The organism is Clavibacter sp. B3I6 (genome assembly GCF_030816895.1).
In the GTDB taxonomy this organism is placed as follows: Bacteria; Actinomycetota; Actinomycetes; order Actinomycetales; family Microbacteriaceae; genus Clavibacter.
The window spans coordinates 1,377,344-1,401,916 of sequence record NZ_JAUSYL010000001.1; the positions used below are offsets into that span (position 1 = coordinate 1,377,344).

The window sequence follows — 24,573 nt, forward strand, 5'->3', positions numbered from 1 at the left end:
GAGCGGCCTCCCCACGATTCTCGCAGGTGCGGGCGGCGGCCCGGGGACGCCGGGCGGGCGGATGCCGGGACGCCGGCGCCCGGGGTCGGACGCGGGTCAGGCGATGACGACGGCCTGGTTGTCGATGAGGCGCGTGCTGCCGACCCGGGCCGCGATGACGGCGAGCGCGACGCCGCGGAAGCCGTCGTCCACCGACTCGAACGTCGTGGGGTCCACCACCTGGAAGTAGTCGAGGGCGACGGCGGGCTCCCCCATCACGACGGACTGGGCGGCGGCGATGACGGCGTCGATGCCGCGGGAGCCGGCGCTCTCGGCGGCCTCCAGGGCGGCCGGGATGACGCGCGCCGCACGCCGCTCGCGGTCGTCGAGGTAGCGGTTGCGGCTCGACAGCGCCAGGCCGTCGGGCTCGCGCACGGTCTCGAGGGCCTCGATGCGCACGGGGAGGTCGAGGTCCCGGACCATGCGGCGGACGAGGTGCAGCTGCTGGGCGTCCTTCCGGCCGAACGTGGCGACGTCGGGCGCGACGATGTGGAGGAGCTTCGCCACGACGGTGAGCATGCCGTCGAAGTGGCCGGGGCGGGAGCGGCCCTCGAGCGTGAGCGCGACGGATCCGCCCGTGACGCGGGTGCGCGCGGGTCCGTCCGGGTACATCTCGGCCGCGGACGGCGCGAAGACGAGGTCGACGCCCGTCGCGGCGAGCGCCTCGACGTCGGCGTCGAGCGTGCGCGGGTAGGCGTCGAGGTCCTCGCCGGCGCCGAACTGCAGCGGGTTGACGAAGATCGACACCACGACGAGCGAGCCGAGCTCGCGGGCGCGGCGGGCGTGGGCGAGGTGGCCCTCGTGCAGCGCGCCCATGGTGGGCACCAGGACGACGACGGCCTCGTCGCCGGCGGCGGTGCGGGCTGCGCGGTGCTCGCGGACGCGGGTGCGCAGCTCGGCGATGCCGGTGACGACGGTGGGCGCGGGGATCGTCATGCCTTCGGTGCTCCTCGGGGCTCGGGACGCGGACGCACCAGGTTAGTGCGCGTCGGGATCCTCGTCCGTCGGCAGGGGCACGTCCCGTGTGGTGAGGCGCGCGCCGCCCGCCGGGGAGGAGCGGCGGAGCGCGTCGTCCACGGCCGAGCGGATCAGCGGGCCGAGCACGCGGCCGGGCTCCTCGACGCCGATGCCCGCGAGGAGGCCGGTGGCCTGGTCGACGATGGCGGTGGAGAAGGTGGTGGCGGTCGCGATGGCCTCCGCGTAGGCGGCGCGGTCCCGCTCCTCCACCACGACGGGCTCCCCGCCCATCTCCACCACGAGCACCTGCGCGATGGGGAGGACGGGCGCGGGCGCGGTCACGGCGAACCAGCTGTCCACCATGCGGCTCAGGTCCATGCTCGTGCCGGTGAACGACATCGCCGGGTGGATGGCGAGCGGGATGATGCCGGCGGCGAACGCCGGGGCGAGCACCTGGATCCCGTGCGCGGCGGACGTGTGCATCACGAGCTGGCCCGCCTGCCACGCCCCCGTCGCGGCGAGGCCCTGGACGAGGCCGGGCAGCTCGGCGTCGGGGACCGCGAGGACCACGAGCTCGCTGCGCTCCACGATCTCGGGGATCTCGAGCAGGGGGACGTCCGGCAGCATCGCCTCCGCGCGCTCGCGGCTCGACTCGGAGACCGCGGAGATGCCCGTGATGGCGTGGCCGGCGCCCGCGAGGGCCATGCCGATGACGGGGCCGACGCGGCCCGCGCCGATGATCCCGACGCCGAGGCGGCCGGAACGCTGGGACGGGACGGTCATGCGGGGTCCTCCGGGGTGGAGCGGTGATGGGGGGCGTCGGGGGCGGGAGCGGGATCGGGATCGGGATCGGGATCGGGATCGGGAGCGACTATCGCGGACTCGGGTGCCGACCCCGGCGCCGGCCAGCTCGCGCTCTCGGCGCCCCAGCGCGCCGACGTGTCCGAGCGGGCGGACGCCACGGCGGCCGCGACGAGGCGGGTCGCGAGGTCCACGCCCGTGGCGCGGTCGATGGCCCCGAGGCGCGTGTCGACGGGACCGGCGACCGTGGCGGCGCGCACGGACACGAGGTCGAGCCGGCGCTCGACCGGGCCCTGGCCGAGGTCGACGCCCTGCGTGCGGGCGTGCGGCACCACGACGAGGCGGCGCCAGATCACGCCGCGGCGCACGAGGAACGCCGAGTCGTCGACCGCGAAGCCGGTGCGGCGCCAGGAGAAGGGCCGGAGGAGGCGCGCCCGCCGCGGCGAGGTGGTGAAGCCGTCGTCCGTGCCGCCGCGGCCGGTCATGCCGGTGTCGATGAGCGCGAGGGCGTCCTCCCCCACCAGGTGCGGGAGGACGAGGCCGAGGACGCGGTCGACGTCGCCCCGGTCTCCCACCGGGAGGATCGACGTGTTCTGCTGCCCGGCCGCGCCCGGCGCGGAGGAGTGCGAGGCGCGCGTGATGCGGATCTCCCACCAGCCCGCCGCGCGCCAGAGGAGCGGCTGCACGACCTCGACCGCGTGGATCCGGCCCGGCGGGATCGTGTCATTGCTCGTGGAGAGCAGGCCGAAGCCGACGCGCACCCCGTCGGGCGTGCCGGCGACGCTGTAGCGCAGCGAGCGGGTGATGCGGCGGACGAAGAAGCCGGCGGAGCCGAGGAGCGTCGGCAGCAGCGGCACGAGGAGGTACCAGGCCTCGAAGCGCACGATGAGCGGGATGCCGACCACCACGAACAGCACGAGCAGCACGGTGGGCGCGGACAGGAGCACGGCGCCGACGAGGCGCGGGAGAGGGATCCGCACGACCGACTGCGGCGGTGCGGCGTCGGGGTCGAGCTCGGGCGCGAGGAAGTCGTCGACCCGGGAGCCCACGAAGCCGCGCGCGGCGGCGCCCGGGGCCGCGGGGGCGGCTCCGGCCGCCTCGGCGCGGGCACCCGACGCGAGGCGGAGGACGCGCAGCCGGAACGCGTCGGCGTCGCGCGAGCGGAGGTACTGCAGCGGGAGGTTCGCGTCGTTCCCCGCGACCTGGATCTCGAGCTTGGCCGCGCCGATCAGCCGCGCCACGAGGGGCCGGGTGATGTTGACGCCCTGGATCCGGTCGAGCCGCGCCCGCCGGTTCGTGCGCGACAGGATGCCGCTGCGCACCTCGACGGTCTCCTCGGTGACGCGGAACGTGTGCATGCGCCACGACAGGTAGGAGACGCCGACCGCGAGGAGCGTGAACGCCAGGAGGGCGAGGAGGACCCAGACCAGGCTGCCGGACTCGACGAGCCACGGGAGGAGGTCGCCCTCCCCGTCGCCCTGCTCCCGGCCGGGCACGAAGCGCTCCACGAGCTGCTCGCGGAGCGACGAGACGAGGAAGCCGATGGCGACGAGGAACACGACGCCGCCGCGGAGGACGGGCGTGGCGGGGTGGAGCCGGTGCCAGCCGCCGTCGGTGAGCTCCTCGGCGGCGCGCGCCTCGGCGGCGGGGACGGTGGCGGCGGGGACGTCCGCGGCGCCCCGGACGGGATCGCCCGCGGGCGACGCGCTCTCCGGCACGGGGCCGTCGGGCCGCGGACCCTCGGGCGCCTGGTCGGTCACAGCCCGGCCCGGCGCGTCTCGGCCAGGGCCACCAGGTGGTCGCGGAGCTCCTCGGCGTCCTCGACCGTGAGGCCGGGGATCTGGATGCTCGCGGACGCCGCGGCCGTCACGAGCTTGAGGTCGGCGAGGCCGAGGAGGCGGCCGACGGGGCCGCGCGTGATGTCGACCAGCTGCATCCGGCCGTAGGGCACGGCGACGATGCGGGTCCACATGATGCCGCGGCGGAAGACGAGGTCGTCCTCGCGCAGCTGGTACCCCATGGCGCGCACGCGGCGCGGGACGACGACCAGGGTCACCACGAGCTCGACGAGCGCGGCCGCTCCCAGCACGACCGGCAGCCAGACGGGCGCCTCGACCGAGGCGAGGAACGCGGCGACGCCGCCGAGGACGAGTGCGGTGATCAGGCCGCCCACCAGCTCGACGCCGACGAGGCGCGGGGAGACGCGGCGCCACAGGACGCCGTGCGGGTCGACGTTCGCGGTCACGGTGCTCCTCGGCTGGTGCTGCGGCGGACTACGAGAGCTCGCGCGCCGGATCGCCGGGGCGCGGGCCGTCCCGGTCGTCGGGCGGGACCGTGCACCAGTGCTCGGCGACCAGCCCGGCGACGAGGAGGACGACGGCTCCCACCGTACCGGCCACGGCGAGCCCGACGGAGGACGCGCCGGGCAGCACGGGCCGCGCCAGCAGGAAGGCGAGCACGCCTCCGGTGACCCCCGCGAGCAGCGCCCCCGCGAGCGCCGACGCCTTGGCCAGCAGCACCACCCGGGTGGCGCGGAACGGGTCGACGCGACCGGGGGTCCGGCCGAGCGTGGAGCGGCGGATGGGCCGGGCGAGGGCCAGCAGCACGATCCCGACGATGAGGAGGGTCGCGCCGAGCGTCAGCGGCGGGACGAGGAGCGGCCGACCGCTCATGACGAGCGCGTTCTCGGCGAACCAGCCGACGGCGGCGCCCGCGATGAGGAGGGCGATGAGGGTCGTGGTGCGCGTGCGGGTCATCGGCCGGCCTCCGGGGACGCGGCGTCGGCGGCAGCGGCCGCGTCGGCGCCCTCGAGGGCGGCGAGCAGCGCGTCGACGCGGCCGTGGCCGGGCAGCTCGGCGTCGGGGTCCGCCCGCAGCCAGGGACCCAGCACGAAGGCGCGCTCGGCCGCGCGCGGGTGCGGCAGCGTGAGCCGGTCGTCGTGGATCCGCGCGTCGCCGTACGCGACGACGTCGAGGTCGATCGTGCGGTCGCCCCAGCGCTCGGCGCGGACGCGGCCGAGGTCGCGCTCGATCGCGGCGAGGGCGTCGAGGAGCGCGTGCGGTCCGATGGCCGCGTCCACCAGCGCGACGCCGTTGAGGTAGCCGGGCTTCGTCGGGTCCTCCCCCGCGGGCGTCACGGCGACGGACTCCACGAGATCGGAGGCGCGCACGACGCGGAGGCCGGGCACGCGGTCGACGAGCTCGAGGGCGCGCTCGATGGTCGCCCGCCGGTCGCCGAGGTTGGATCCCACGGCCACGACCGCGCGCACGGTCGCGCCGGGGGCGGGGAGGGTCGACGCGCGCTCGATCACCACGGCCACGTCGTCGAAGGGCACGGCGATGGGCGCGTCCGGCTTGTGGACCGTGACGCGCACGGAGCGCGCGACGCGATGGGCGAGCACCACGCCGGCCACGCGCTCGGCGAGCGTCTCGATGAGGTCGACGGGATCCCGCTCGGCGGCCGCGGCGACCTCCTCGGCGAGCTCGCCGTAGTGCAGCGTGCGGGCCAGCTCGTCGCTGCCGCCCGCGGGCGCGAGGTCGAGCGCCACCTCGAGGTCGATCACGAACGGCTGGCCGTCGCGGCGCTCGGCCGCGAACACGCCGTGGTGGGCGTGGACGCGCAGCCCGGTGAGGAGGATGCGGTCGCGCGGGGCGAAGGTCACCACGAGCGGCCCACGACGATGGACGGGAGGTCGCCCGGGTCGGCCGGGTCGTACCAGAGCGGCAGCTTCCCGCCGACGGACGGCAGCAGGCGGTCGGCCGTGGTGACCGTGCGCGTGACGTGGTGGTCGCGGCCGTCGGCGTCGGTGAAGGCGACCGTGAGGCGCGCGCGGACGGCGTCGCCGGACCCGTCGAGCCGCTGCACGGCCGTGACGATCGCGGAGGTGCGGCGTCCGGTCTCGGTGACGCGGCGGGCGGTGGCGGCGAGCCGGGTCACGCGGCGCTGGACCACGGCCCAGGCCACCGCGGCGGCGATCCCGAGCACGGCGAGCACGGCGGCCACGACGCCGAGGACGGCATGCGACGCGTCGCCCTCGACCGGGGCGGAGGAGAACGGCAGGGCGCCCACGATGCCGAGGGCGGCGCCGAGCAGCACGACGGCGGTGGGCCACAGCACGGCGCCCACGGTGGTGAGCACGGGCGACAGCAGCACGACGGACGCGTAGACGGCGCCGAGGGATCCGACGAGCCCCAGCACGACCGCGACGGCCTTGGCGACCACGACGCCCGCACCCGCTCCCGCGGCCACGTCGGCCGCGAGGGTCAGACCGACGCCGAGGAGGACGGACGCCACGAGCGCGGCGACCGCGATGCGCACGAGCACCGCCTGCGGGGAGACGACGACACGGTCCTGGCTCACGGCGCTCATGCTCCTACTCTGACAGACCGGCGACGGCCGCCGGCCCGGCGGACGCGGCGGCGATCGCCTCGGCGCGGCCGCGCGCCCACGCCGCCTCGACCGCCAGCGCGGCCCGGGTGGACGCGACGTCGTGCACGCGCACGGCCCAGGCCCCGGCGCGCGCCGCGAGGGCGCTGACGACGGCCGTCGGCACGTCGCGGTCCTCGACGGGCGCGCCCTCCGGCAGCAGGCGCCCGAGGAAGCGCTTGCGGGAGGCGCCCACCAGCACGCGGTGGCCGAGGTCCGTCACCGCGTCGAGCGATCCGAGGAGCTGCCAGTCGTGGGCGGCGTGCTTCGCGAACCCGAGACCGGGGTCGAGCACGAGGCGCGCCGGGTCCACGCCCGCCGCCACGAGCGCGTCGATGCGCGCGCGCAGCTCGTGCCGCACCTCGCCCACCGCGTCGGCGTACGTGGCGCGCGTGGCCATGGTGTCGCTGTGGCCGCGCCAGTGCATGGCCACGTAGTCGACGCCGGCGCCCGCCACCACGGCCGCCATGCGGGGATCCGCGAGGCCGCCGGACACGTCGTTGACGATCCGCGCGCCGGCCGCCACGCAGGCCTCGGCGGTCGCGGCGCGCATGGTGTCGACGCTCACGGCGATGCCCTCCGCGGCGAGCTCCCGGACGACCGGCAGCACGCGCGCCAGCTCCTCGGCGGCGTCGACCCGCTGCGCGCCCGGCCGCGTGGACTCGCCGCCCACGTCGACGAGGTCGGCCCCGGCCGCGAGCATCCGCCGCGCGTGGGCGAGCGCGTCCTCGAGCGCGAGGTGCCGCCCGCCGTCGCTGAAGGAGTCGGGCGTCGCGTTGAGGATGCCCATCACGAGCGTGCGGGGCGGAGGCACGGCCACGGTCAGCCCCGGCCGCCGACGGCCGGCAGCAGGGCGAGGACCTCGGCGCGCGCGGACGGCTCCGCGAGCGACCCGCGGGCCGCGATGGTGATGGTGGTGCTGCCCGCCTGCCGGGTGCCTCGCGAGGTGACGCAGCCGTGGGTCGCGTCGAGGATCACGGCGACGCCGCGCGCGTCGAGCCCCTGCTCGAGCGTCTCCGCGATCTGCTCGCCGAGCCGCTCCTGCATCTGCGGGCGGGAGGCCAGGTCGTCGACCACGCGCGGCAGCCGACCGAGGCCGACGATCCGCTCCCTGGGCACGTAGGCCAGGTGCGCGACGCCCGTGAAGGGCAGCAGGTGGTGCTCGCAGATGGACCGGAACGCGATGCCGGTGACGATGACGGGCTGCGGCGCCGCGTCCGTCTCCGGGAGCGGGAACGTCTCGCGCAGGTGCCGGAGCGGATCCGCCCCGACGCCCGCGAAGAACTCGCCGTACGCCTCCGCGACCCGCGCGGGGGTGGTGCGGAGGCCCTCCCGCGCCGGGTCCTCGCCGATGGCGAGGATCAGCTCGGCCACGGCCGCCTCGATGCGCGCCCTGTCGACGCCCATCGGGTCAGGCCGTCGCGGGGCGCGGGAAGGGCGAGCGCTTGGGCTTGCCGGCCGGCGGCTCGGAGTCCACCGCGCCGTCGACGACGCCCTGGTCGATGGGCGCCTTCTGCGGCATCGGCACGGGCGGGAGGTCGGAGAGCGGGCGCTTGTCGCTCGAGAGCCACTGGGGGCGCGGCGGCAGCTTCCGGACGTTCGCGAAGATCGCCGCGAGCTGGTCGTGGTCGAGCGTCTCCTTCTCGAGGAGCTCCGTCGCGAGGTGGTCGAGCACGTCGCGGTTGTCGTTGATGACCTGCCACGCCTCGTCGTGCGCGCCGTCGAGGAGCGCGCGCACCTCGGCGTCGACCGTGAGGGCCATGTCCTCCGAGTAGTCGCGGCTGCCGCCGAGGTCGCGGCCGAGGAAGGGCTCGCCGGAGCTGGAGCCGAGCTTCACGGATCCGACCTTGGCGCTCATGCCGTACTCGGTGACCATGCGGCGGGCCGTGGACGTGGCCTTCTCGATGTCGTTGGACGCCCCCGTGGTGGGGTCGTGGAAGACGATCTCCTCCGCGACGCGGCCGCCCATGGCGTACGCGAGCTGGTCGAGGAGCTCGTTGCGCGTGACGGAGTACTTGTCCTCGAGCGGCAGGACCATCGTGTAGCCGAGGGCGCGGCCGCGCGGCAGGATCGTGACCTTCGTGACGGGGTCGGTGTTGTTCATGGCCGCCGCCGCGAGCGCGTGGCCGCCCTCGTGGTACGCGGTGATGAGCTTCTCGTGGTCGCGCATGATGCGGCTGCGGCGCTGGGGCCCGGCCATGACGCGGTCGACGGCCTCGTCGAGCGCGCGGTCGTCGATGAGCTGCGCGTTGGAGCGCGCCGTGAGGAGCGCGGCCTCGTTGAGGACGTTGGCGAGGTCGGCACCGGTGAAGCCCGGGGTCTTCCGCGCGAGGACCTCGAGGTCGACGCCCGAGGCGAGCGGCTTGCCGCGCCCGTGCACCTCGAGGATCTGCTTGCGGCCCTGGAGGTCCGGGGCGTCGACGCCGATCTGGCGGTCGAAGCGGCCCGGGCGCAGGAGCGCGGGGTCGAGCACGTCGGGACGGTTGGTGGCCGCGATGAGGATGACGTTGGTCTTGACGTCGAAGCCGTCCATCTCCACCAGGAGCTGGTTGAGGGTCTGCTCGCGCTCGTCGTTGCCGCCGCCGACGCCGGCGCCGCGGTGGCGGCCGACCGCGTCGATCTCGTCGACGAAGATGATGGCCGGCGCGTTCTGCTTGGCCTGCTCGAAGAGGTCGCGCACGCGGCTCGCGCCCACGCCCACGAACATCTCGACGAAGTCGGATCCGGAGATCGAGTAGAAGGGCACGCCCGCCTCGCCCGCGACGGCGCGCGCGAGCAGGGTCTTGCCGGTGCCGGGAGGGCCGTAGAGCAGCACGCCCTTGGGGATGCGGGCGCCGACGGCCTGGAACTTCGCGGGCTCCTTGAGGAAGTCCTTGATCTCCTCGAGCTCCTCGATGGCCTCGTCCGACCCGGCGACGTCGGCGAACGTCACCTTCGGCGAGTCCTTGGAGGCGAGCTTCGCCTTGGACTTGCCGAACTGCATGACGCGGTTCCCGCCGCCCTGCATGCCGGAGAACATGATCCAGATGAAGAAGCCGATGAGGAGGAGCGGCAGCAGGATGCTGAACGCCGACAGGAGCCAGCTCGGCTGCGGCACCTGGTCGTCGAAGCCCTCGGCGGGGTTCGCCTCCGTGATGGCCGACACGATCTCGCCTCCGCGCTGCGCCACGTAGTTGAACTGCACCATGGTGCCGTTCTCGCCGTCCGGCGACGCGAGCGTGAGGTCGACCCGCTGCTCGCCGTCGATGATCTTGGCGGAGGCGACCTTGCCGTCCTGGATCAGCTCGAGGCCGTGCTGCGTGGTGATGGTGCGGTAGCCGGAACCGGTGATGAGGCTGAAGCCCACGGACACCACGACGATGGCGAGGACGACGATGAGGATCGGGCTGCGGAGGAGTTTCTTGAAGTTCATGAGCGTAGGGGCGCGGGCCCGACACCTTTCTGCCCGTGCCGCGCCGTACGGCGACGAGATGTCTCGAGGATACAAGCGGCTGTCTGAGCGTCGCCGCGGTGTTCGCCGCCAGCCGAACGAGCGGCGGCTCGCAGCGGGATGGGAGGAGCGGGGCGCGTCAGCTGTAGACGTGCGGCGCGAGGACCGCGACGTCGCGGAGGTTGCGGTACCGCTCCGCGTAGTCGAGCCCGTAGCCGACGACGAAGTCGTTCGGGATCTCGAATCCCACGTACTTGACGTCGACCGCGATCTTCGCGGCCTCCGGCTTCCGGAGCAGCGCGCACACCTCGACGCTCTCCGCCCCGCGCGACCGCAGGTTCGCGAGCAGCCAGGAGAGGGTGAGGCCGGAGTCGATGATGTCCTCGACGATGAGGACGCGGCGGCCCGACAGGTCGGCGTCGAGGTCCTTGAGGATCCGGACGACGCCGCTCGACCTCGTGCCGGAGCCGTAGGAGCTCACCGCCATCCAGTCCATGTGGATCGGCAGCGCGAGCTCGCGCGCGAGGTCGGCCATGACCATGACCGCGCCCTTGAGGACGCCCACGAGGAGGAGCTCCTCCCCCGCGTAGTCCCGCTCGATCTCGCGGCACATCTCGGCGATGCGGCCGTGGATCTCCTCCTCGGTGTGCAGGACCTCGGTCAGGTCGTCGGCGATGTCGGTGGATCTCATGTCACTCTTCCGTCGTCCTGGCGCTGAGGACGAGGAGTCCGTCCCTGCGTAGAACCCTAACGCCCGGCAGGTCGACCGGTCCCTGCCCGTGCCAGTCGGTCACGAGCCGTGCGACCTCCAGGACGTGCGCACGGGAGAGGTGCGCCGCGAACTCCTCGCGCGCGGCCAGGCGGATCAGCCGGTGCCGGAGGGCGGGCGGCGCGGCGAGGAGCGAGGCCACCTCGAGCGAGATGCCGGCCTCCGCGTGGTCGGCGATCTCCTCGATCATCTCGGCCGCGAAGTGCTCCAGCGCGTCGTCGTCCTCGCGCAGCTGGTCGGCCGTGCGGGCGAGCGCCTCGGCGACGCCCGGGCCGAGCTCGCGCTCGAGCACGGGGAGGACGTCGCGGCGGACGCGCACGCGGCGGTAGGCGGGATCGGCGTTGTGCGGGTCCTGCCACGGGTCGAGGCCCTGGTCGGCGCAGGCGGCGCGCGTGACGGCGGCGCGGATCCCGAGGAGCGGCCGCAGGTAGACGGCGTCCACCGCGCGCGCCGGGGTCGCGCGCGCCATCCCGTGCAGGCTCGTCGCGCCGGACCCGCGGGCGAGCCCGAGCAGGACGGTCTCCGCCTGGTCGTCGAGGGTGTGGGCGAGGAGGAGCGCACGGGATCCGGTCGTCCGGAGCGCGTCGTCGAACGCGGCGTAGCGGGCGGCGCGGGCGGCGGCCTCGGGGCCGTCGGCGCCGGGCTCCACCCGCACGCGCGTCACGACGACGGGGGCGAGGCCGAGGGCGCGCGCGGCGTCGGCGGCCCGGGCGGCGATCTCCGCGGATCCGTCCTGGAGGCCGTGGTCGACCACGACGGCCCCGGCCGCCACGCCGGCGCGCGGCGCCTCGAAGCCGGTCGCGGCGGCGAGGGCGAGGGAGTCGGCGCCGCCCGAAAGCGCGACGAGGACGGGGCCGGCCGGCGGCCCGGGGAGCTCGGCGAGCGCCTCGCGCACCGCCCGACGGAGGTCCGCGACGGCGGGGGTCAGACGGGGGCGCTCGGAGGGCATCCACTAACGTTATGGCAGCGATCCGCCCACGGCAGAACCACGAGGAGCACACGCATGGCCAGCTACGACGTCGTCGTCGAAATCCCCAAGGGGTCCCGCAACAAGTACGAGGTCGACCACGAGACGGGCCGCGTGTACCTCGACCGCGTGCTCTTCACGTCGTTCGTCTACCCCACCGACTACGGCTACTTCGAGAACACGCTCGGCCTCGACGGCGACCCCGTCGACGCGCTCGTGCTCCTCGAGTACCCGGTCTTCCCCGGCGTCGGCGTCGCCGTCCGCCCCCGTGGGCGTGTTCAACATGAGCGACGAGGCCGGGATCGACTCCAAGGTCATCACCGTCCCCGCGAAGGACCCGCGCTGGGCCCACATCCAGGACATCGAGGACGTGCCGCAGCAGGTCCGCAACGAGATCGAGCACTTCTTCGAGCGCTACAAGGACCTCGAGCCCGGCAAGTGGGTCAAGACCGAGGGCTGGGGCGACGCGGCCGAGGCCGAGCGCATCGTGCAGGCCGGCTTCGAGAAGCTCCAGGCCGAGGGCGGTCACGACGGCCACGCCGGCGAGCCGGACGAGGACGCCTGATTTCCGTCACCCCCTGACACGACGACGCCCGCCCCCGCAGCAGATGCGGTGAGGCGGGCGTCGTCGTGTGCGCCGGGCGCGGGATCAGCCGGGTCGGCCGACGTAGGGCATGAGGTCGCCGCCGCCCCAGAGGCCCTGGATCTTCACCACGTCGCCGGGCTTCGGCGCCGCGATGATGCTGTCCCCGCCGAGCGAGATGGCGTCGTGGTAGAACCCGCCGCCGCTCGCCCAGAAGACGATGTCGCCCGCCTGGCGCTGCGAGAACGGGACGAGGCGGCCCTGCGCCTTCATGGTGTTGTACTGGCTGCTCACCGAGTGGCTGCCGACGTCGATGCCCGCGGCTCGGTACGACATCATCACGAGGCCGGAGCAGTCCCACCGGTCCGGGCCGGCCCCGCCCAGGACGTAGGGCTCGCCCAGCTGGGACTTCGCGAACGCGATGGCCCGCTGCGCCCGGTCGCCCGACGGCGCGGGGGCCGGGTCGGGTGCGGGAGCGGGGGCCGGAGCCGGCCGCGACGGCTGCGGCGGCGCGGGCGGGGCGGGGGCCGGGGCCGGCGCGGGGCGCGACGGCTGCGGCGGCGCGGGCTGCGACGGCGCGGGCTGGGCCGGGGCCGGGGCACTGGATCCGCCGCCGGACGAGGACCCGCCGCCGGCGGAGGACCCGCCGCCGCCGGACGACGAACCGCCGCCGCCGGACGAGCCGGACCCCGAGCCGCCGCCGACCGCGGGCGCCGCCGCCGGGATGGGCGGCTGCGTGATGCTCTGGATGTACTGCGCCTCGATCTCCGAGGTGGAGTCCTTGAGGAGCGCGAGCTGCGCGATGAGCTGGTCGCTGTTGCGCGTCTGCTCGGCGACGGCGGCCTCGGCCTTCGCGGCGGCGCTGTTCGCTGCCGCCAGCGACTCCTGCGCCTCGTCGGCGAGCCGCGCGAGCTCGTCCTTCGCGACCTGCGCCTGGTCGCTGAGGGAGGCCGCCGAGTTCCGGTCGGACAGCGCCTGCTGGTACACGGTCTGGGTGCTCTCGGAGAGCTTCGACATGGTGCCGAGCGACCGCAGCAGCTCCTCGGCGTCCTCGCCGTCGGATGCGAAGAGGCTCGCGGTGATGTCCTGGCCTCCGGCGCGCGCGAGGTGGCTGGCGAGGAGCCCGGCGCGCATGCGGCTCGTGAGGGCCGCGGCCTGCGCATCGTCGGCCTTCTGCTGGAGGCGCGCCAGCTTGTCGGCCTGCGCGTCGCGGGCGGCCTGCGCCTGCGCGTACCGCTCGCCGGCGATGAGCGCCTCCTTGCCGGTCTCGTCCGCCGCGACCTGCAGGCCCGTGGCCAGCTCGGTCACCCGGTCGACGGCGGCCTGCGTGTCGGCCTCGTTCGCCTTCGCCGCCTGGACGTCGGCCCACGAGGGGTAGTCGGTGGCGGCAAAGGCGGTCTGCGCGGCGACGCCGCTGGAGACCGCGATGACGCCCACGGCGATCGTGGAGATGACGACCGTGGTCGGGCGGAGGTGGCTCATGTGTCTCCTCATGTCAGTGCGTGCTGGTGATGGAGACGCCCTGGCCGTGCATGAATCCCACCGGGTCGGTGGGGTTCCCGTTCAGGCGGATCTCGAAGTGGGAGTGGCAGCCGGTCGAGCCGCCGGTGGTGCCGGTGATCGCGATGGGCTGGCCGGCGACGACCTGCTGCCCGTTGCGCACCAGCGTGCCGCCGTTGGCGATGTGCCCGTAGGCGGACGAGACGCCGGCGCCGTGGTCGATGCGGATGTAGTTGCCGTAGCCGCCGTTCCAACCCGCGAACACGACGGTGCCGGAGTGCACGGCGTACTGGGTCGTGCCGCAGGTGGCGCCGCGGACCAGGTCCTCGCCGGCGTGGAAGATCATGCGGTGCTGGATGGGGTGGAAGCGGGGCCCGTAGTAGCCGCTCGTGTACGCGCCGGGGAGCGGCGCGGTCCAGCCGGACGCGCTGATGGCGCCGGGCGAGACGTCGCCGCCCGCGCGACCCTGGCTGGCGGCCAGCGCGTCGGCGTCGGCCTGGCGCTTGCGGACGCCCGCCTGGTAGTCGTCCTCGGTGGCCTCGCGGTCCTCGGCCATGACGGCGAGCTTCGCGTCGGCCTCGGCCTTCTGCACGGTCTGGTCCTCGAGCGCCTGCTCCAGGTCGGCCTGCGCCTGCGCGGCGTCGGCGAGGAGCTGCTCGGCCTTCGCCTTCAGCACGTCGAGCTCGGCGAGCGCCACCTGCGCCTGGTCGCTGAGGGACTTCGCGGCGTTGCGGTCCTGCAGGGCGATGGCGTAGATCTGGTCGGACTTCTCCGCGACCTTGCTCATGGTGCCGAGCTTGTCGAGGAGGTCGTCGGTGCCGTCGCCCTCGCTGAGGAGGAGGGTGCCGGAGAGGTTCTGGCCCCCGGAGCGCATGAGCTGCTTCGCGAGACCAGCCGCCTGCTCCTGCGAGCGCGTGGCCTTCGCGTCGGCCGCGTCGACCTTCTGCTGCAGCTGGACGGTGTCCTCGTACTTGTCGTCGGCCGCCTGCTGCGCGGCGTCGTGCTCCTCGCCGCGCTTCGTCACGAGGTCGCGGGCCTCGGTCACGCGCTGCTCGAGGGACGCGATCTCGTCGGTGATGCCCTGCACGAGCGCCTGCTGCGCCCGCTCGTCGCCGCGGGCCCTCTGCACGTCGTCCCACGAGGCGAAGGTCTCGGCGTGCGCGGGGGCGGCGATGGATCCGGTGAGGAGGACGGCCGCGATCGCGATGACGGCCTGGAGGCTGCGGCGGACGCGCGGGCGCGGTCGCGCGGCGCCTGCGTCGCGCGCGCTCCGGTGGAGGTCGTGGTCCATGGTGTTCCCGATCATCGTGTCGCCCGGCTGGCCGGCTGCGCCTCCCCGCGGGTCCGATGCATGCCGCGGATCACATCCGCCACACCCGCACCGGCTCCCACAGTAACAACGGGGATCCGCGGCGCACAGCGCGCGGACACGGGGATCCGACGGGGATCCCCTCACCCGGGAGGGTCGAGCGAAGGCTAACCCCGCGGACGGGGGCCGCCCGGGCAGCGCGCGGACCGTGTCGCGGAACCGGCGCGGAGGCCGGGGGCGCGCCGTCGCGGAGGCGTCTACGGGGTGCGCGGGGAGACCGCGACACGCCGTCGGATCCGCATGCTGGCGGGCGACGGCACCTCGCGCATCCGGCCGATTTGAGTCCTCGCCCGGAGTGCGGTTATGCTGACGTGTCGGTTGCTGCGAGGCCTGGGAGATCAGGGCTAGCGGCCCCATCGTTTAGCGGCCTAGGACGGCGCCCTTTCACGGCGCTAACACGGGTTCGAATCCCGTTGGGGTCACCACGCAGCCATCGACACGCAAGGCCCTGTAGCGCAGCTGGTTAGCGTGCCGCCCTGTCACGGCGGAGGTCGCGGGTTCAAGTCCCGTCAGGGTCGCCACGGATGGGAAGCCCTCTCACACGAGAGGGCTTCTGTCCGATGTGGGCGTCTTCTCGAAGTCGCCCGCTCGCCTGGGTAGCTCAGTTGGTAGAGCGTTCGACTGAAAATCGAAAGGTCCGCGGATCGACGCCGCGTCCAGGCACCACCGCCGATCCCCGTCCTCGACGGCAGGGCCGGCGTCCTGCTTCCCGGGCCCGTTCCGCGGGCGCCTCCCCGCCGGATGCGCCGACCCGGGACCTCAGGCGTCGGACGCGAGCGCCGCCGTGAAGGCCGCGAGCACCTGGTCCGAGAACAGGACGAAGCGCACCAGCTCGATCCCGTCGCCCGCGCCGTCGGCGAGCGCCTCGCGCACCGCGCCGACCGCCACGCGCGCCGCGTCGTCGACCGGCCAGCCGTAGACCCCCGCCGAGACCGCGGGGAAGGCGACGCTGCGGATCCCGAGGCCGGCCGCGACCTCGATCGAGCGGCGGTACGCGCTCCAGAGCACCGGGGTGCGGTCGTCGGAGGACGACCAGACGGGGCCGACCGTGTGGATCACGTGCCGCGCGGGGAGGCGGAACCCGGGCGTCGCGACGGCGTCGCCCGCGGGCAGGCCGTCGGGGAGCTCGTCGGCCCGGATGCGGCGGCAGGCGGCGAGGAGCTCGGGGCCGGCCGCGCGGTGGATCGCGCCGTCCACTCCCCCGCCGCCGAGGAGCGACGAGTTCGCCGCATTCACGATCGCGTCCACGTCCTGGCGGGTGATGTCGCCGCGCACGGCCTCGAGTCGGGTCATGGGTCCAGCCTGCCCCGTGCGCCGGCGGCGTGCGGCCGCGATGCGTCAGCCGCGAGCGGCCGCCACCGGCGCTGACGGGCGACTGGCGGTCAGCCAGCGCGGACCCTCGAGCATCCAGCGCAGCGGTGAGCCGAGGACGGCGGCCCCGATGATGCGGCTGGCCACCACGACGGGCACCAGCAGGACGATCGGCAGGACCGCTCCCCATGCCTGCGTGTGCTGCTGCAGGACGGGGACGAGTCCCGTCAGCTTCAGGGCGGCGCTGAGCGCGGACACGAGGAAGATGTGGAAGACGTAGACGGGCAGCGTCTGTCGTCCGACCCAGCGCAGCGCCCGAGCCAGGGTATTCCCCATGCCCGCGACCGCGAGGACCTGGTTGCTGGCGGCCAGCGCGACCGCCGCGATCAGGAAGGTCAGGACCACGCCGTCCCCCGTGGCGCGCAGCGCCGCGTACACGCTGGCGTACGCGACGACCGCGAGGACCGCCGTCAGCGGCGTCGCACGCCGCATGAGCGACAGCCAGGCGTCGCGCCCGACGACGCCGGCGTAGAACCAGACCAGGTTCGCCGCGATGGATCCGAGCTTGACCGCGTCCATCGGCTCGGTGAGGACGCCTGCCGTGAGCGGCTTGAGGAGCGGGGCCGCGATCGCCAGCATCGCGAAGGGCACCAGCGCCCACGCCCGGCGCTCGCCGAGCAGGCGCGTGCATGCCCAGGCGAGCAGGAAGAACACGGGCAGGGCCCAGAGGTACCAGTAGGAGGTGGGCAGCACGACGCTGAGGAGCAGGTCCCCGGGCGTCGGGGCCGCGCCGCCGCCCCGCGCCTGGGGGACGAGGAGGCGCGCGAGGAAGAGGAGGGTCCAGAGCGCGTAGACGGAGTAGATCCCGAGCGTCCGCCCGCGGGTCTGACCGAGGGGCCGCGCGACGGCGCGGGTCGCGAGGAATCCGGAGATGAAGAAGAACAGGGGCATGCGCAGGGGCGCGAAGGCGGCGCTGACGTCCCACCACAGGGCGGCGGGCCCCTCGTTCACCTCGTTCTCGTACATGAGGGACAGGTGGAGCAGGACGACGAGCACCATGCAGGCGCCCTTGCCGGCGTCGATCCACTCGAACCGGGGACGGGCGGGGGCCGATGCGACCGCGTCGGCGGGGCGGACGGAGGCGTTCGCGCGCGCACGGGCGCGCGGACGCAGGGAATGGAGTGCCATGGCTCGTCTCTGGGGCGCCGGGACAGGGACGGGTAACCCCTGCGGGCGGCGCGGGTTCGGGTGCGGCGAGCCTATCGCCGCGCGCCTCGACGCGGCATCCCCCGACCGGGGCACGGGCGCGTCGCGCTCCCGGGGACGAGCATGGCGACGGCGATGGCGGTGGGCCGGGATCCCGCGGGGACGACGCTGTCCCGCGGGCCGCGTCCGGAACGCTTCGGGTTCGCTCCGGGCACATCAGCCCTATTCGGAGCCCGGGGGAGAACGGATTGTCGGCGCCTTCGAGGGACGGGAAGCTCGCGGTCGCAGGCCGCCTCGGAGCAGGCCGCGGAGGGCACGCGGAGGCGGCGCGGCGATACTGGAGGGGTCGGTGATCCTCCTGCCGGCGCCGACAGGAGTCCCATGGCCACGCCCCCCTCCCGCCCCGCACCCGAGCGCGTCGACGGCTACATCGCCCTCCGCAGCTACGCCGCCATCGGGGACGGGCGCACCGTCGCGCTCATCGCCGAGGACGGCGCGATCGACTGGCTGCCGATCCCCGACCTGCACACGCCGCCCGCCTTCGCCGCGCTGATCGACGCGCCGCACGGCGGGCGGATCACGCTGCGGCCCGACGAGGACTTCGAGGTCGCGCGCGCGTACGTGCCCGGCACCAACGTGCTGACGACGACGTTCACGACCGCGTCCGGGAGCGTCCGCGTCACCGACGCGCTCGTCACGGGCGTGGCCGGGCGGCTGCCGTGGTGCGAGCTCGGGCGCCGGATCGAGGGGCTCGCGGGCGAGGTCGCGATGAGCTGGGAGGTCGCCCCCGGCACGGCGCTCGGCACCTCGTCGCCCTGGGTGCAAGCCACGCACAACGGGCCGGTGATCCGCGTCGACGGCGTGACCCTCGCCGTCGTCGGGCTCGAGCACGGCCCCGCCGAGCCGGGCACGCAGTCGCTCGCGGGCGCGTTCACGACGAGCGAGGGGTCGCGGCACGTGATCACGCTGGTGGGCACCGAGCGCGAGCCCGTGCGGATCCCCAACCCCGAGATCGTGGACCAGGGCATCGACCGCACCATCCGCAACTGGGAGAACTGGAGCGCGGAGTTCCGCTACGAGGGCGAGTGGGCCGACGCCGTGCAGCGCAGCGCCCTGGCGCTCAAGCTCCTCGTCCACGCGCCCACCGGATCCATCGCCGCAGCGGCCACGACCTCGCTCCCCGAGCGCATGGGCGGCGGGAAGAACTGGGACTACCGCTTCGCCTGGGTGCGCGACCTCGCCTACACGGTGAACGCGCTCGTGCGCTTCGGCCTCCGCGAGGAGACGCACGCGGCCGTGTCGTGGATGCTCCGCACCATCCGCGACAACGGCCCCGACCTCCACGTCTTCTACTCCCTGCAGGGCGGCGTGCCCGAGGGCAGCACGACGCCCGAGGTGCCGGGGTGGCGCGGCGTCGGCCCCGTCGTCGACGGGAACGACGCGCAGGCGCAGCTGCAGCTGGGCGTCTTCGGCGACCTGTTCGACGTGGTGCGCACGTACGTCCGCGACGGCAACGTGCTCGACGCCGACACCGGCCGCCTCCTCGCGACCTTCGCCGACCGCGCATGCGACATGTGGCAGCGTCGCGACGCGGGCATGTGGGAGCTCGAGGACGAGCAGCACTACACGACCAGCGCGCTCGGCTGCTGGCAGGCGCTCGACTGCGCGGTCGAGCTCGCGGAGGTCGGCCAGATCCCCGGCGTGCCCGACCGGTGGCGGGCCGAGCGCGAGCGGATCCGCGCCTGGGTCGAGGAGGAGTGCTGGGACGAGGGCCGCGGCGCCTACGTGATGCACCCGGGCAGCCAGCGGCTCGACGCGAGCATCCTGCTGCACTCGATCTCGGGCTTCGACCGCGGCGAGCGCATGTCCTCGACGCTCGATGCGCTCCGCTCCGAGCTCGGCCGCGGCCCGCTCCTCTACCGCTACTCCGGCATGCCGGAGGAGGAGGGGACCTTCACCGCGTGCGGCTTCTGGATGGCGGGCGCGCTCGCATGCGTCGGCCGCATGGACGAGGCGCGCGAGCTCATGGACCAGCTCGTCGCGCTCGGCAACGACGTGGGGCTCTACTCGGAGATGATCGACGCGGACGACGAGGCGTTCCTCGGCAACCTGCCGCAGGGGCTCAGCCACCTCGCGCTCGTGAGCGCGGCGCTGACGATCGACGAGCTGTCGGGCGGGGAGTCGCGCTCGACGCGGACGCCGCGCGGGAAGCGGTAGGCGGTAGGCGGGCGGCACCCGTCCGGGGCGCGGGATCAGCCGCACGGGTGGAGCTGCCCGTGTTCAGCCGCGCGGGCGGACCGGCCCGGCGAACTCCGTGCGGACGCCGCGCGAGAAGAGCACCGAGTCGGGCGCGCGGTCCACGATGCCGGGGAGGCCGGCGGCCGCGACCAGCTCGTCCTCGAGGCCGACGAGCTCCGCGCGCTCGAGGGTCCACGCGTCGTGCGTGTTCGGCCAGTAGCGCGTGACGCCGCCGCGGGCCACGTGCATGCCCCAGCGCGCGGTGAGGAAGTCGGCGAGCGGATCCCCCTCCACCTCCGCCCCGAGCGGCCGGACGGCGATGCGCGACGAGGGGCGGGATCCCGTGCGGCGGCGCGACGTGTAGGTGACCACGCCGTCGCGCTCCCCGTGCGTCATCGACGCCCACATGTACGGCAGGCCGAGGCCCACGCGCGCGCCGAGGACGGGCAGGAGCTTCGCCGCCTCGAGCGAGCGGAAGACCACGCCGCGGCGGCCGTCGTCGCCGACGCTGTAGAGGCGGACGTTGAGCTCGGCGAAGGTGCCGGCCCACGGCACGGCGGGGAGGGGCGGGAAGGCGCTGCGCGACAGGACGAACGGGATGAGGCCGACCCAGCTGGAGCCGTCGTGCACGTCCGGTCGCGTGCCCGGCGGGAGGAGCGGGGCGATGCGGGCGGGATCCACGCGCCAGTGCACGAAGGCGAGGTCGCTCCAGACCTGGCGGATGACCGCGCGTCCCGGGAGGTCGGGCGCGGCGGGCGAGACGGGATCGGCGGGGCGGGTCATCGGGTGGGCTTCCCTGAAGGGGCGGTGGGGGCCGGGGCGGGCGCCGGGGTCGCGGCGGGCGCGGGCCGGCCGGCCGCGCGGATCACGTCGATGAGGCCGCGGCGCATCTCCTCGGAGCGCGTGAGCTCGGGGAGGACGTCCTGCTCGAGGGCCTGCGCGCGCACCCACGCGTCGGCGCCGGCCTCGGTGCGGGCGACGACGTGGCGGCGGCGGTCGTGCGGATCCGGGGCGCGCGAGACGAGGCCCTCCCGCTCCAGCCGCTCCAGCGTGCGGGACATCGTCTGCGTCTCGACGTGCGCGGAGCGGGCGAGCTGGATCTGGCTGAGCGGACCGTCGCGCAGGAGATGCAGCGCGATGAGCCCCGCGTGCGTGACCCCGAGGGTCGCGAGCGCCTCCGCCCACGCGTGCTCGACCGCGCGCGCCGCCGTCGACAGCAGCCGTCCGGTGGGCCAGCTGGCGAGCTCGTCCTCTTCCACGGGCACCTCTCCTGGTACGGTGATCGTCAGCAGGCTTACCATCCGCCTGCTGACATTTGCCATCGTAGAGGAGCAGGCCGCATGGGCACCGTGAAGGACATCGTCCGGCAGATCGTCGTCATCGCCGGCATGGCATTCGCCGTCGTGGGCTCCGCCTTCGGGTCGGGCGCGTTCGGCGGCGCGAGCATCCCGACCGCCTCGAGCGGCGCCCTCAGCGCGAGCTACACGCCCGTCGCGCCCGCCGGTCCCGCCTTCTCGATCTGGAGCGTCGTCTACCTGGGGCTCCTCGCGTACACGGTCTGGCAGGCGCTCCCCGCCCAGCGCGCCGACGCCCGGCAGCGCCGCGTCGGCTACCCCGTCGCGGTGACCCTCGTGCTCAACGCCGCGTGGATCCTGACGGCGCAGGCCGGCCTCCTCGTGCTGAGCGGCGTCGTCATCGCGGCGCTGCTCGCGACGCTCGTGGGGACGTACCTCGCGCTCCTCGCGACGCGGCCGCGGGGCCTCGTGGAGAGCGTCGTGCTCGACGGGACCCTGGGCCTCTACCTCGGCTGGGTGAGCGTGGCGACGGTCGCGAACGCGGCGGCGATCCTCGCGTCGTCGGGCGTCCGCCCGGGCGAGGCGGGACGCGACGCGACCGCCGTCGTCGTCCTGCTCGTGGTCGGCGCGATCGGCGCGCTGCTGGCCGTGCGCGACGGCGGACGGCTCGCGCCGACCGCCGCGATCGCCTGGGGCCTCGTCTGGATCGCCGTCGGGCGCCTCACGGGCGAGCTGCTGTCGACCCCGGCCGCCGTCGCCGCGCTCGTCGCGGGCGGGCTCGTGGTGGTCGTCACCCTCGTCGTGCGGATCCGCGTCGGGTGGACCGGGCGGGTCGCGCCGCGCGCGGCCGTCGGGCGCTGATCCGCGGGAGCGGCCCGGCCGCCCGACCTGTCGGCCGCTGAGCTGTCGCCCGCCCGACTTGTCGGCCGCCCGACGACGCGCGCTACCGCTCCGCGCCGGCCGCCCGGTAGGCGTCGTCGGCCGCGTACTTCGCGGCGACCAGCCGGGAGATGCGGCGGTCGGTGTCCGCGTCCGGGCGGGTGAGCTCGGGATGCGCGGCCCGCCACGCGACGATGCCGCGGACGGCCAGGTGGAACGGGATCCGCGGCTCGAAGGCCGGCACGAGCCGCCGGATCCGCGTGGTGTCGAAGACGGCGCTGTGCGACAGGTCGCCGAGCACGAGCTCGGACCAGCCCCAGTCCGGCTCGACCACGGGGAACTGCTCGGCGGGCACGTGCACGAGCCGCGCCTCGACGCCGAGGGCGTCGGCGACGAGGTGGTGGATCCGGTCCCACGTCATGACGTCGTCGCTCGTGATGTGCAGCGCCTCGCCCGTGGCGCGCTCGTCGCCGAGGATCCCGACGAGGCCGACCGCGAAGTCGTCCGCGTGCGTGAGGGTCCAGAGCGACGTGCCGTCGCCCGGGACCACCACCTCCTCGCCGCGCGCGATGCGGTCGACGACGGTCCAGTCGCCCGCGAGCGGCGGGCTCGCCTCGTCGTAGGTGTGCGACGGGCGGACGATCACGACCGGGAAGCCGCTCGCGGCGTGGTGGCGGAGGAAGGCGTCCTCCATCGCGATCTTGTCGCGCGCGTAGGCGAGGAACGGGTTCGCGCGGAGCGTGGACTCGGTGATCGGCGTCTGCAGGGCGGGCTTGCGGTAGATCGACGCCGAGCTGATGGCCACGAACTGACGGGTGCGGCCCTCGAACACGGCCACCCGGCGGTCGGCGTCGGCGGCGTCGAAGCACAGGAAGTCGACGACCGCGTCGAAGGAGCGGTCGCCGATCACGGCGCGGAGCGCGTCCGGATCCGTGACGTCCGCGACGAGGCTCGTGACGCCCGCGGGCACGCCGCGCCCCTTCGCGTCGGCGCCGCGGTTGACGACCGTGACGTCCATCCCCGCGGCGACGGAGGCCCGGACGCACGCGGCGCTGATGGTGCCCGTCCCCCCGAGGTAGAGCACGGACAGGGCGGCGGCGCCTGGGGTCATCGGGTCCTCGTCATCGAAGCGGGGGCGCCGGTCGGATCCACGCCCTGCGTGCACGCTACGCCCGCGCGCGGCCCCTCCCCACCCGCCCGCGCGGGGAAAGCTTTCGGACATCCGCCGCCGCGTTGACCCTACTCGGACGGGCCGCGTAGGTTCCCGACGACCGCACCGACGCCCTCGCCCGTCGTCCGCGTCGCCCGCGCGCACCAGGCTCCGGGCACGACGGATCGCCCGGCGCCCGACCGAGAGGGAGCCATGGCCCCCACCGCACCCGACGCCCGCATCCCCGACGCCCGCACGTCCGCCTCCCGCATCCCCGACGCCCGCCGCGCCGAGGCCGTGATCACCGTGCGCGACGCCGACGGGCGGCCGCTCGCCGACGCGGACGTGGTCGTCGAGCAGGTCCGCCAGGACTTCGCGTTCGGCAACATCGGCTTCGACCTCATCCCGCTCGCGAACGGCGAGACGGATCCCGAGGAGGCCGGCATCGAGACCTTCGGCGGCGCGCGGCTCGAGGGCCTGGAGCGGCTGGCCGAGCAGTGGACGGACGTGTTCAACACGGCGACCCTCCCCTTCTACTGGGGCCGCTTCGAGCCCGTGCGCGGCGAGCCCGACACCGAGCGCCTGCTCAGCACCGCGCGCTGGCTGCGCGAGCGCGGGATCGCCGTGAAGGGGCACCCGCTCGTCTGGCACACGGTCACGGCGAAGTGGCTGCTCGACCTGCCGGTCGAGGAGGTGGAGCGCGTGCAGCGGGAGCGGATCCGGCGCGACGTCGGCGACTTCGCGGGGCTCATCGACACGTGGGACGCCATCAACGAGGCCGTGATCATGCCCGTGTTCGACCGGGAGGACAACGGGATCACCCGCCTCGCGGCGGCCCGCGGGCGCCTCGCGATGGTGCGCATGGCGTTCGAGGAGGCGCGGGCCGCGAACCCGTCGGCCACGCTCGTGCTCAACGACTTCGACCTCTCCCCCGCCTACGAGGAGCTCATCGAGGAGGTGCTGGGCGCGGGCATCGAGGTGGACGCGATCGGGCTCCAGACCCACATGCACCAGGGCTACCGCGGCGAGGAGCAGGTGCTCGCGATCGTCGACCGGTTCGCGCGGTTCGGGCTGCCCCTCCACATGACCGAGACGACGCTGCTCTCGGGCGACCTGATGCCGCCCGAGATCACCGACCTCAACGACTTCCAGGTGGCGGAGTGGCCGTCCACGCCCGCCGGCGAGGAGCGGCAGGCCGACGAGGTGGAGCGGCACTACCGGTCGCTCGTCGGGCACCCGGCCGTGCAGGCGATCACCTACTGGGGCCTCACCGACGACGGCATGTGGCTGGGCGCGCCCGGCGGCCTGGTGCGCGCGGACGGCACGCCGAAGCCGTCGTACGACGCGCTCCGCCGGCTGATCCGCGAGGAGTGGTGGCTCGCGCCGACGACCGTGCGGACCGACGCGGACGGCCGCGCCCGCGTCACCGCCTTCGCGGGCGACGTGCGGGTGGCGCACGCCGGGCGCGCAGCCGAGACGGCGGTCGCGGCCGGCGCCGCGGAGGCGGACGTGACGCTGGCGTAGGGATCGGAGCGGGGCCCGGGGGTCGTCCGCGCACCGCCCGGGCGCGGCTCGCGGCCCGCGCCCTCCTAGGATGTGGCCGAGGCGTGCGGCCCGCGGGACCGGGTGGTCGCGGCCGGGACGTCGGGGTTCG

At 74.9% G+C, this 24,573-nt stretch carries 22 protein-coding genes, 3 tRNA genes and 1 pseudogene; 7 read left to right on the forward strand and 19 right to left on the reverse strand.

Annotation, left to right across the window (positions count from 1 at the left end; translation table 11 throughout):
- Positions 1-96: 96 nt before the first annotated feature.
- From panC to tilS, 12 genes are all read right to left on the reverse strand, one after another.
- Positions 97-975 carry a pantoate--beta-alanine ligase gene (gene panC / locus QFZ62_RS06410; protein ID WP_307503186.1) on the reverse strand — a complete coding sequence of 293 codons (879 nt, stop codon included), beginning with the start codon at positions 973-975 and terminating at the stop codon, positions 97-99.
- Positions 976-1,017: 42 nt separating this feature from the next.
- On the reverse strand, positions 1,018-1,779 hold the full coding sequence (locus QFZ62_RS06415) for a Rossmann-like and DUF2520 domain-containing protein (RefSeq protein WP_307503189.1): 762 nt from the start codon (positions 1,777-1,779) through the stop codon (positions 1,018-1,020).
- Complete coding sequence (locus QFZ62_RS06420; protein WP_307503192.1) at positions 1,776-3,557, reverse strand: PH domain-containing protein; 1,782 nt, start codon at positions 3,555-3,557, stop codon at positions 1,776-1,778. Before QFZ62_RS06420 ends, QFZ62_RS06415 begins: the two co-directional genes overlap by 4 nt.
- A complete protein-coding gene (locus QFZ62_RS06425; protein WP_307503195.1) occupies positions 3,554-4,042 on the reverse strand; it encodes a PH domain-containing protein in 489 nt (162 codons plus the stop codon). The genes QFZ62_RS06420 and QFZ62_RS06425 overlap by 4 nt, the downstream gene beginning before the upstream one ends.
- A gap of 28 nt (positions 4,043-4,070) precedes the next feature.
- Positions 4,071-4,553, reverse strand: coding sequence for a DUF3180 domain-containing protein (locus QFZ62_RS06430; protein WP_307503198.1), 483 nt, complete (start codon positions 4,551-4,553; stop codon positions 4,071-4,073).
- Complete coding sequence (gene folK / locus QFZ62_RS06435) at positions 4,550-5,458, reverse strand: 2-amino-4-hydroxy-6-hydroxymethyldihydropteridine diphosphokinase (protein WP_307503201.1); 909 nt, start codon at positions 5,456-5,458, stop codon at positions 4,550-4,552. The genes QFZ62_RS06430 and folK overlap by 4 nt, the downstream gene beginning before the upstream one ends.
- Positions 5,455-6,165: a DUF3592 domain-containing protein gene (locus tag QFZ62_RS06440; RefSeq protein ID WP_307503204.1), complete on the reverse strand. Its 711-nt coding sequence runs from the start codon at positions 6,163-6,165 to the stop codon at positions 5,455-5,457. The genes folK and QFZ62_RS06440 overlap by 4 nt, the downstream gene beginning before the upstream one ends.
- A gap of 4 nt (positions 6,166-6,169) precedes the next feature.
- Positions 6,170-7,042, reverse strand: a complete 873-nt coding sequence (gene folP, locus QFZ62_RS06445; protein ID WP_307503207.1) for a dihydropteroate synthase — start codon at positions 7,040-7,042, stop codon at positions 6,170-6,172.
- Positions 7,043-7,044: 2 nt separating this feature from the next.
- Complete coding sequence (folE, locus tag QFZ62_RS06450; protein WP_307503210.1) at positions 7,045-7,629, reverse strand: GTP cyclohydrolase I; 585 nt, start codon at positions 7,627-7,629, stop codon at positions 7,045-7,047.
- Positions 7,630-7,633: 4 nt separating this feature from the next.
- The gene (ftsH, locus tag QFZ62_RS06455; protein WP_307503213.1) at positions 7,634-9,634 is read right to left on the reverse strand and encodes an ATP-dependent zinc metalloprotease FtsH; all 2,001 of its coding nucleotides are present in this window, start codon (positions 9,632-9,634) and stop codon (positions 7,634-7,636) included.
- Between the two features lie 157 nt (positions 9,635-9,791).
- On the reverse strand, positions 9,792-10,343 hold the full coding sequence (gene hpt, locus QFZ62_RS06460; RefSeq protein WP_307503216.1) for a hypoxanthine phosphoribosyltransferase: 552 nt from the start codon (positions 10,341-10,343) through the stop codon (positions 9,792-9,794).
- A gap of 1 nt (position 10,344) precedes the next feature.
- Positions 10,345-11,370: a tRNA lysidine(34) synthetase TilS gene (tilS, locus tag QFZ62_RS06465; protein WP_307503218.1), complete on the reverse strand. Its 1,026-nt coding sequence runs from the start codon at positions 11,368-11,370 to the stop codon at positions 10,345-10,347.
- 54 nt (positions 11,371-11,424) lie between these two features.
- Between tilS and QFZ62_RS06470 the strand changes: the two are divergent.
- A pseudogene (locus tag QFZ62_RS06470) lies at positions 11,425-11,953 on the forward strand (inorganic diphosphatase).
- 84 nt (positions 11,954-12,037) lie between these two features.
- Here the strand turns inward: QFZ62_RS06470 and QFZ62_RS06475 are convergent.
- On the reverse strand, positions 12,038-13,453 hold the full coding sequence (locus QFZ62_RS06475) for a C40 family peptidase (RefSeq protein ID WP_307503221.1): 1,416 nt from the start codon (positions 13,451-13,453) through the stop codon (positions 12,038-12,040).
- Between the two features lie 13 nt (positions 13,454-13,466).
- Positions 13,467-14,762, reverse strand: coding sequence for a M23 family metallopeptidase (locus QFZ62_RS06480; protein WP_307503223.1), 1,296 nt, complete (start codon positions 14,760-14,762; stop codon positions 13,467-13,469).
- A 427-nt stretch (positions 14,763-15,189) separates the two neighbouring features.
- Here QFZ62_RS06480 and QFZ62_RS06485 point away from each other — a divergent pair.
- The 3 genes from QFZ62_RS06485 (at position 15,190) to QFZ62_RS06495 (ending at position 15,506) form a co-directional block, all read left to right on the forward strand.
- Positions 15,190-15,265 (forward strand) — tRNA-Glu (locus QFZ62_RS06485).
- A gap of 19 nt (positions 15,266-15,284) precedes the next feature.
- Positions 15,285-15,361 (forward strand) — tRNA-Asp (locus QFZ62_RS06490).
- Between the two features lie 69 nt (positions 15,362-15,430).
- Positions 15,431-15,506, forward strand: a tRNA-Phe gene (locus tag QFZ62_RS06495).
- Positions 15,507-15,599: 93 nt separating this feature from the next.
- Here the strand turns inward: QFZ62_RS06495 and QFZ62_RS06500 are convergent.
- Entirely contained in the window at positions 15,600-16,133 is a 534-nt protein-coding gene (locus tag QFZ62_RS06500; protein WP_307503227.1) for an O-acetyl-ADP-ribose deacetylase, read from the reverse strand.
- 45 nt (positions 16,134-16,178) lie between these two features.
- A complete protein-coding gene (locus QFZ62_RS06505) occupies positions 16,179-17,339 on the reverse strand; it encodes an acyltransferase family protein (RefSeq protein ID WP_307503229.1) in 1,161 nt (386 codons plus the stop codon).
- A gap of 399 nt (positions 17,340-17,738) precedes the next feature.
- Here QFZ62_RS06505 and QFZ62_RS06510 point away from each other — a divergent pair, with 399 nt between their 5' ends.
- Positions 17,739-19,574 carry a glycoside hydrolase family 15 protein gene (locus tag QFZ62_RS06510; RefSeq protein WP_307503231.1) on the forward strand — a complete coding sequence of 612 codons (1,836 nt, stop codon included), beginning with the start codon at positions 17,739-17,741 and terminating at the stop codon, positions 19,572-19,574.
- A 63-nt stretch (positions 19,575-19,637) separates the two neighbouring features.
- On the opposite strand, the gene QFZ62_RS06515 is transcribed toward QFZ62_RS06510, so the two are convergent.
- Both QFZ62_RS06515 and QFZ62_RS06520 read right to left on the reverse strand, forming a co-directional pair.
- Positions 19,638-20,378 (reverse strand): YqjF family protein, encoded by a 741-nt coding sequence (locus QFZ62_RS06515; protein WP_307503233.1) that lies wholly within the window; start codon positions 20,376-20,378, stop codon positions 19,638-19,640.
- On the reverse strand, positions 20,375-20,854 hold the full coding sequence (locus QFZ62_RS06520) for a MarR family winged helix-turn-helix transcriptional regulator (RefSeq protein ID WP_307503235.1): 480 nt from the start codon (positions 20,852-20,854) through the stop codon (positions 20,375-20,377). The genes QFZ62_RS06515 and QFZ62_RS06520 overlap by 4 nt, the downstream gene beginning before the upstream one ends.
- A gap of 81 nt (positions 20,855-20,935) precedes the next feature.
- Here QFZ62_RS06520 and QFZ62_RS06525 point away from each other — a divergent pair, with 81 nt between their 5' ends.
- Complete coding sequence (locus tag QFZ62_RS06525; protein ID WP_307503236.1) at positions 20,936-21,751, forward strand: TspO/MBR family protein; 816 nt, start codon at positions 20,936-20,938, stop codon at positions 21,749-21,751.
- An 82-nt stretch (positions 21,752-21,833) separates the two neighbouring features.
- Here the strand turns inward: QFZ62_RS06525 and QFZ62_RS06530 are convergent, their stop codons facing one another.
- Positions 21,834-22,880 carry an NAD-dependent epimerase/dehydratase family protein gene (locus tag QFZ62_RS06530; RefSeq protein WP_307503238.1) on the reverse strand — a complete coding sequence of 349 codons (1,047 nt, stop codon included), beginning with the start codon at positions 22,878-22,880 and terminating at the stop codon, positions 21,834-21,836.
- 252 nt (positions 22,881-23,132) lie between these two features.
- Between QFZ62_RS06530 and QFZ62_RS06535 the strand changes: the two genes are divergently transcribed.
- Positions 23,133-24,443, forward strand: coding sequence for an endo-1,4-beta-xylanase (locus QFZ62_RS06535; RefSeq protein ID WP_307503240.1), 1,311 nt, complete (start codon positions 23,133-23,135; stop codon positions 24,441-24,443).
- Positions 24,444-24,573 lie beyond the last annotated feature (130 nt).

Excerpts from the sequence above, each read along its gene's own strand:
- QFZ62_RS06515 (WP_307503233.1), bottom strand. The coding sequence starts at position 20,378 with ATGACCCGCCCCGCCGATCCCGTCTCGCCCGCCGCGCCCGACCTCCCG.
- QFZ62_RS06475 (WP_307503221.1), bottom strand. The coding sequence starts at position 13,453 with ATGAGCCACCTCCGCCCGACCACGGTCGTCATCTCCACGATCGCCGTG.
- panC (WP_307503186.1), bottom strand. The coding sequence starts at position 975 with ATGACGATCCCCGCGCCCACCGTCGTCACCGGCATCGCCGAGCTGCGC.
- QFZ62_RS06415 (WP_307503189.1), bottom strand. The coding sequence starts at position 1,779 with ATGACCGTCCCGTCCCAGCGTTCCGGCCGCCTCGGCGTCGGGATCATC.
- folE (WP_307503210.1), bottom strand. The coding sequence starts at position 7,629 with ATGGGCGTCGACAGGGCGCGCATCGAGGCGGCCGTGGCCGAGCTGATC.
- QFZ62_RS06440 (WP_307503204.1), bottom strand. The coding sequence starts at position 6,165 with ATGAGCGCCGTGAGCCAGGACCGTGTCGTCGTCTCCCCGCAGGCGGTG.
- ftsH (WP_307503213.1), bottom strand. The coding sequence starts at position 9,634 with ATGAACTTCAAGAAACTCCTCCGCAGCCCGATCCTCATCGTCGTCCTC.
- QFZ62_RS06535 (WP_307503240.1), top strand. The coding sequence starts at position 23,133 with ATGGCCCCCACCGCACCCGACGCCCGCATCCCCGACGCCCGCACGTCC.
- QFZ62_RS06500 (WP_307503227.1), bottom strand. The coding sequence starts at position 16,133 with ATGACCCGACTCGAGGCCGTGCGCGGCGACATCACCCGCCAGGACGTG.
- QFZ62_RS06430 (WP_307503198.1), bottom strand. The coding sequence starts at position 4,553 with ATGACCCGCACGCGCACCACGACCCTCATCGCCCTCCTCATCGCGGGC.
- QFZ62_RS06510 (WP_307503231.1), top strand. The coding sequence starts at position 17,739 with ATGGCCACGCCCCCCTCCCGCCCCGCACCCGAGCGCGTCGACGGCTAC.
- tilS (WP_307503218.1), bottom strand. The coding sequence starts at position 11,370 with ATGCCCTCCGAGCGCCCCCGTCTGACCCCCGCCGTCGCGGACCTCCGT.
- QFZ62_RS06525 (WP_307503236.1), top strand. The coding sequence starts at position 20,936 with ATGGGCACCGTGAAGGACATCGTCCGGCAGATCGTCGTCATCGCCGGC.
- QFZ62_RS06505 (WP_307503229.1), bottom strand. The coding sequence starts at position 17,339 with ATGGCACTCCATTCCCTGCGTCCGCGCGCCCGTGCGCGCGCGAACGCC.
- QFZ62_RS06480 (WP_307503223.1), bottom strand. The coding sequence starts at position 14,762 with ATGGACCACGACCTCCACCGGAGCGCGCGCGACGCAGGCGCCGCGCGA.
- hpt (WP_307503216.1), bottom strand. The coding sequence starts at position 10,343 with ATGAGATCCACCGACATCGCCGACGACCTGACCGAGGTCCTGCACACC.
- QFZ62_RS06530 (WP_307503238.1), bottom strand. The coding sequence starts at position 22,880 with ATGACCCCAGGCGCCGCCGCCCTGTCCGTGCTCTACCTCGGGGGGACG.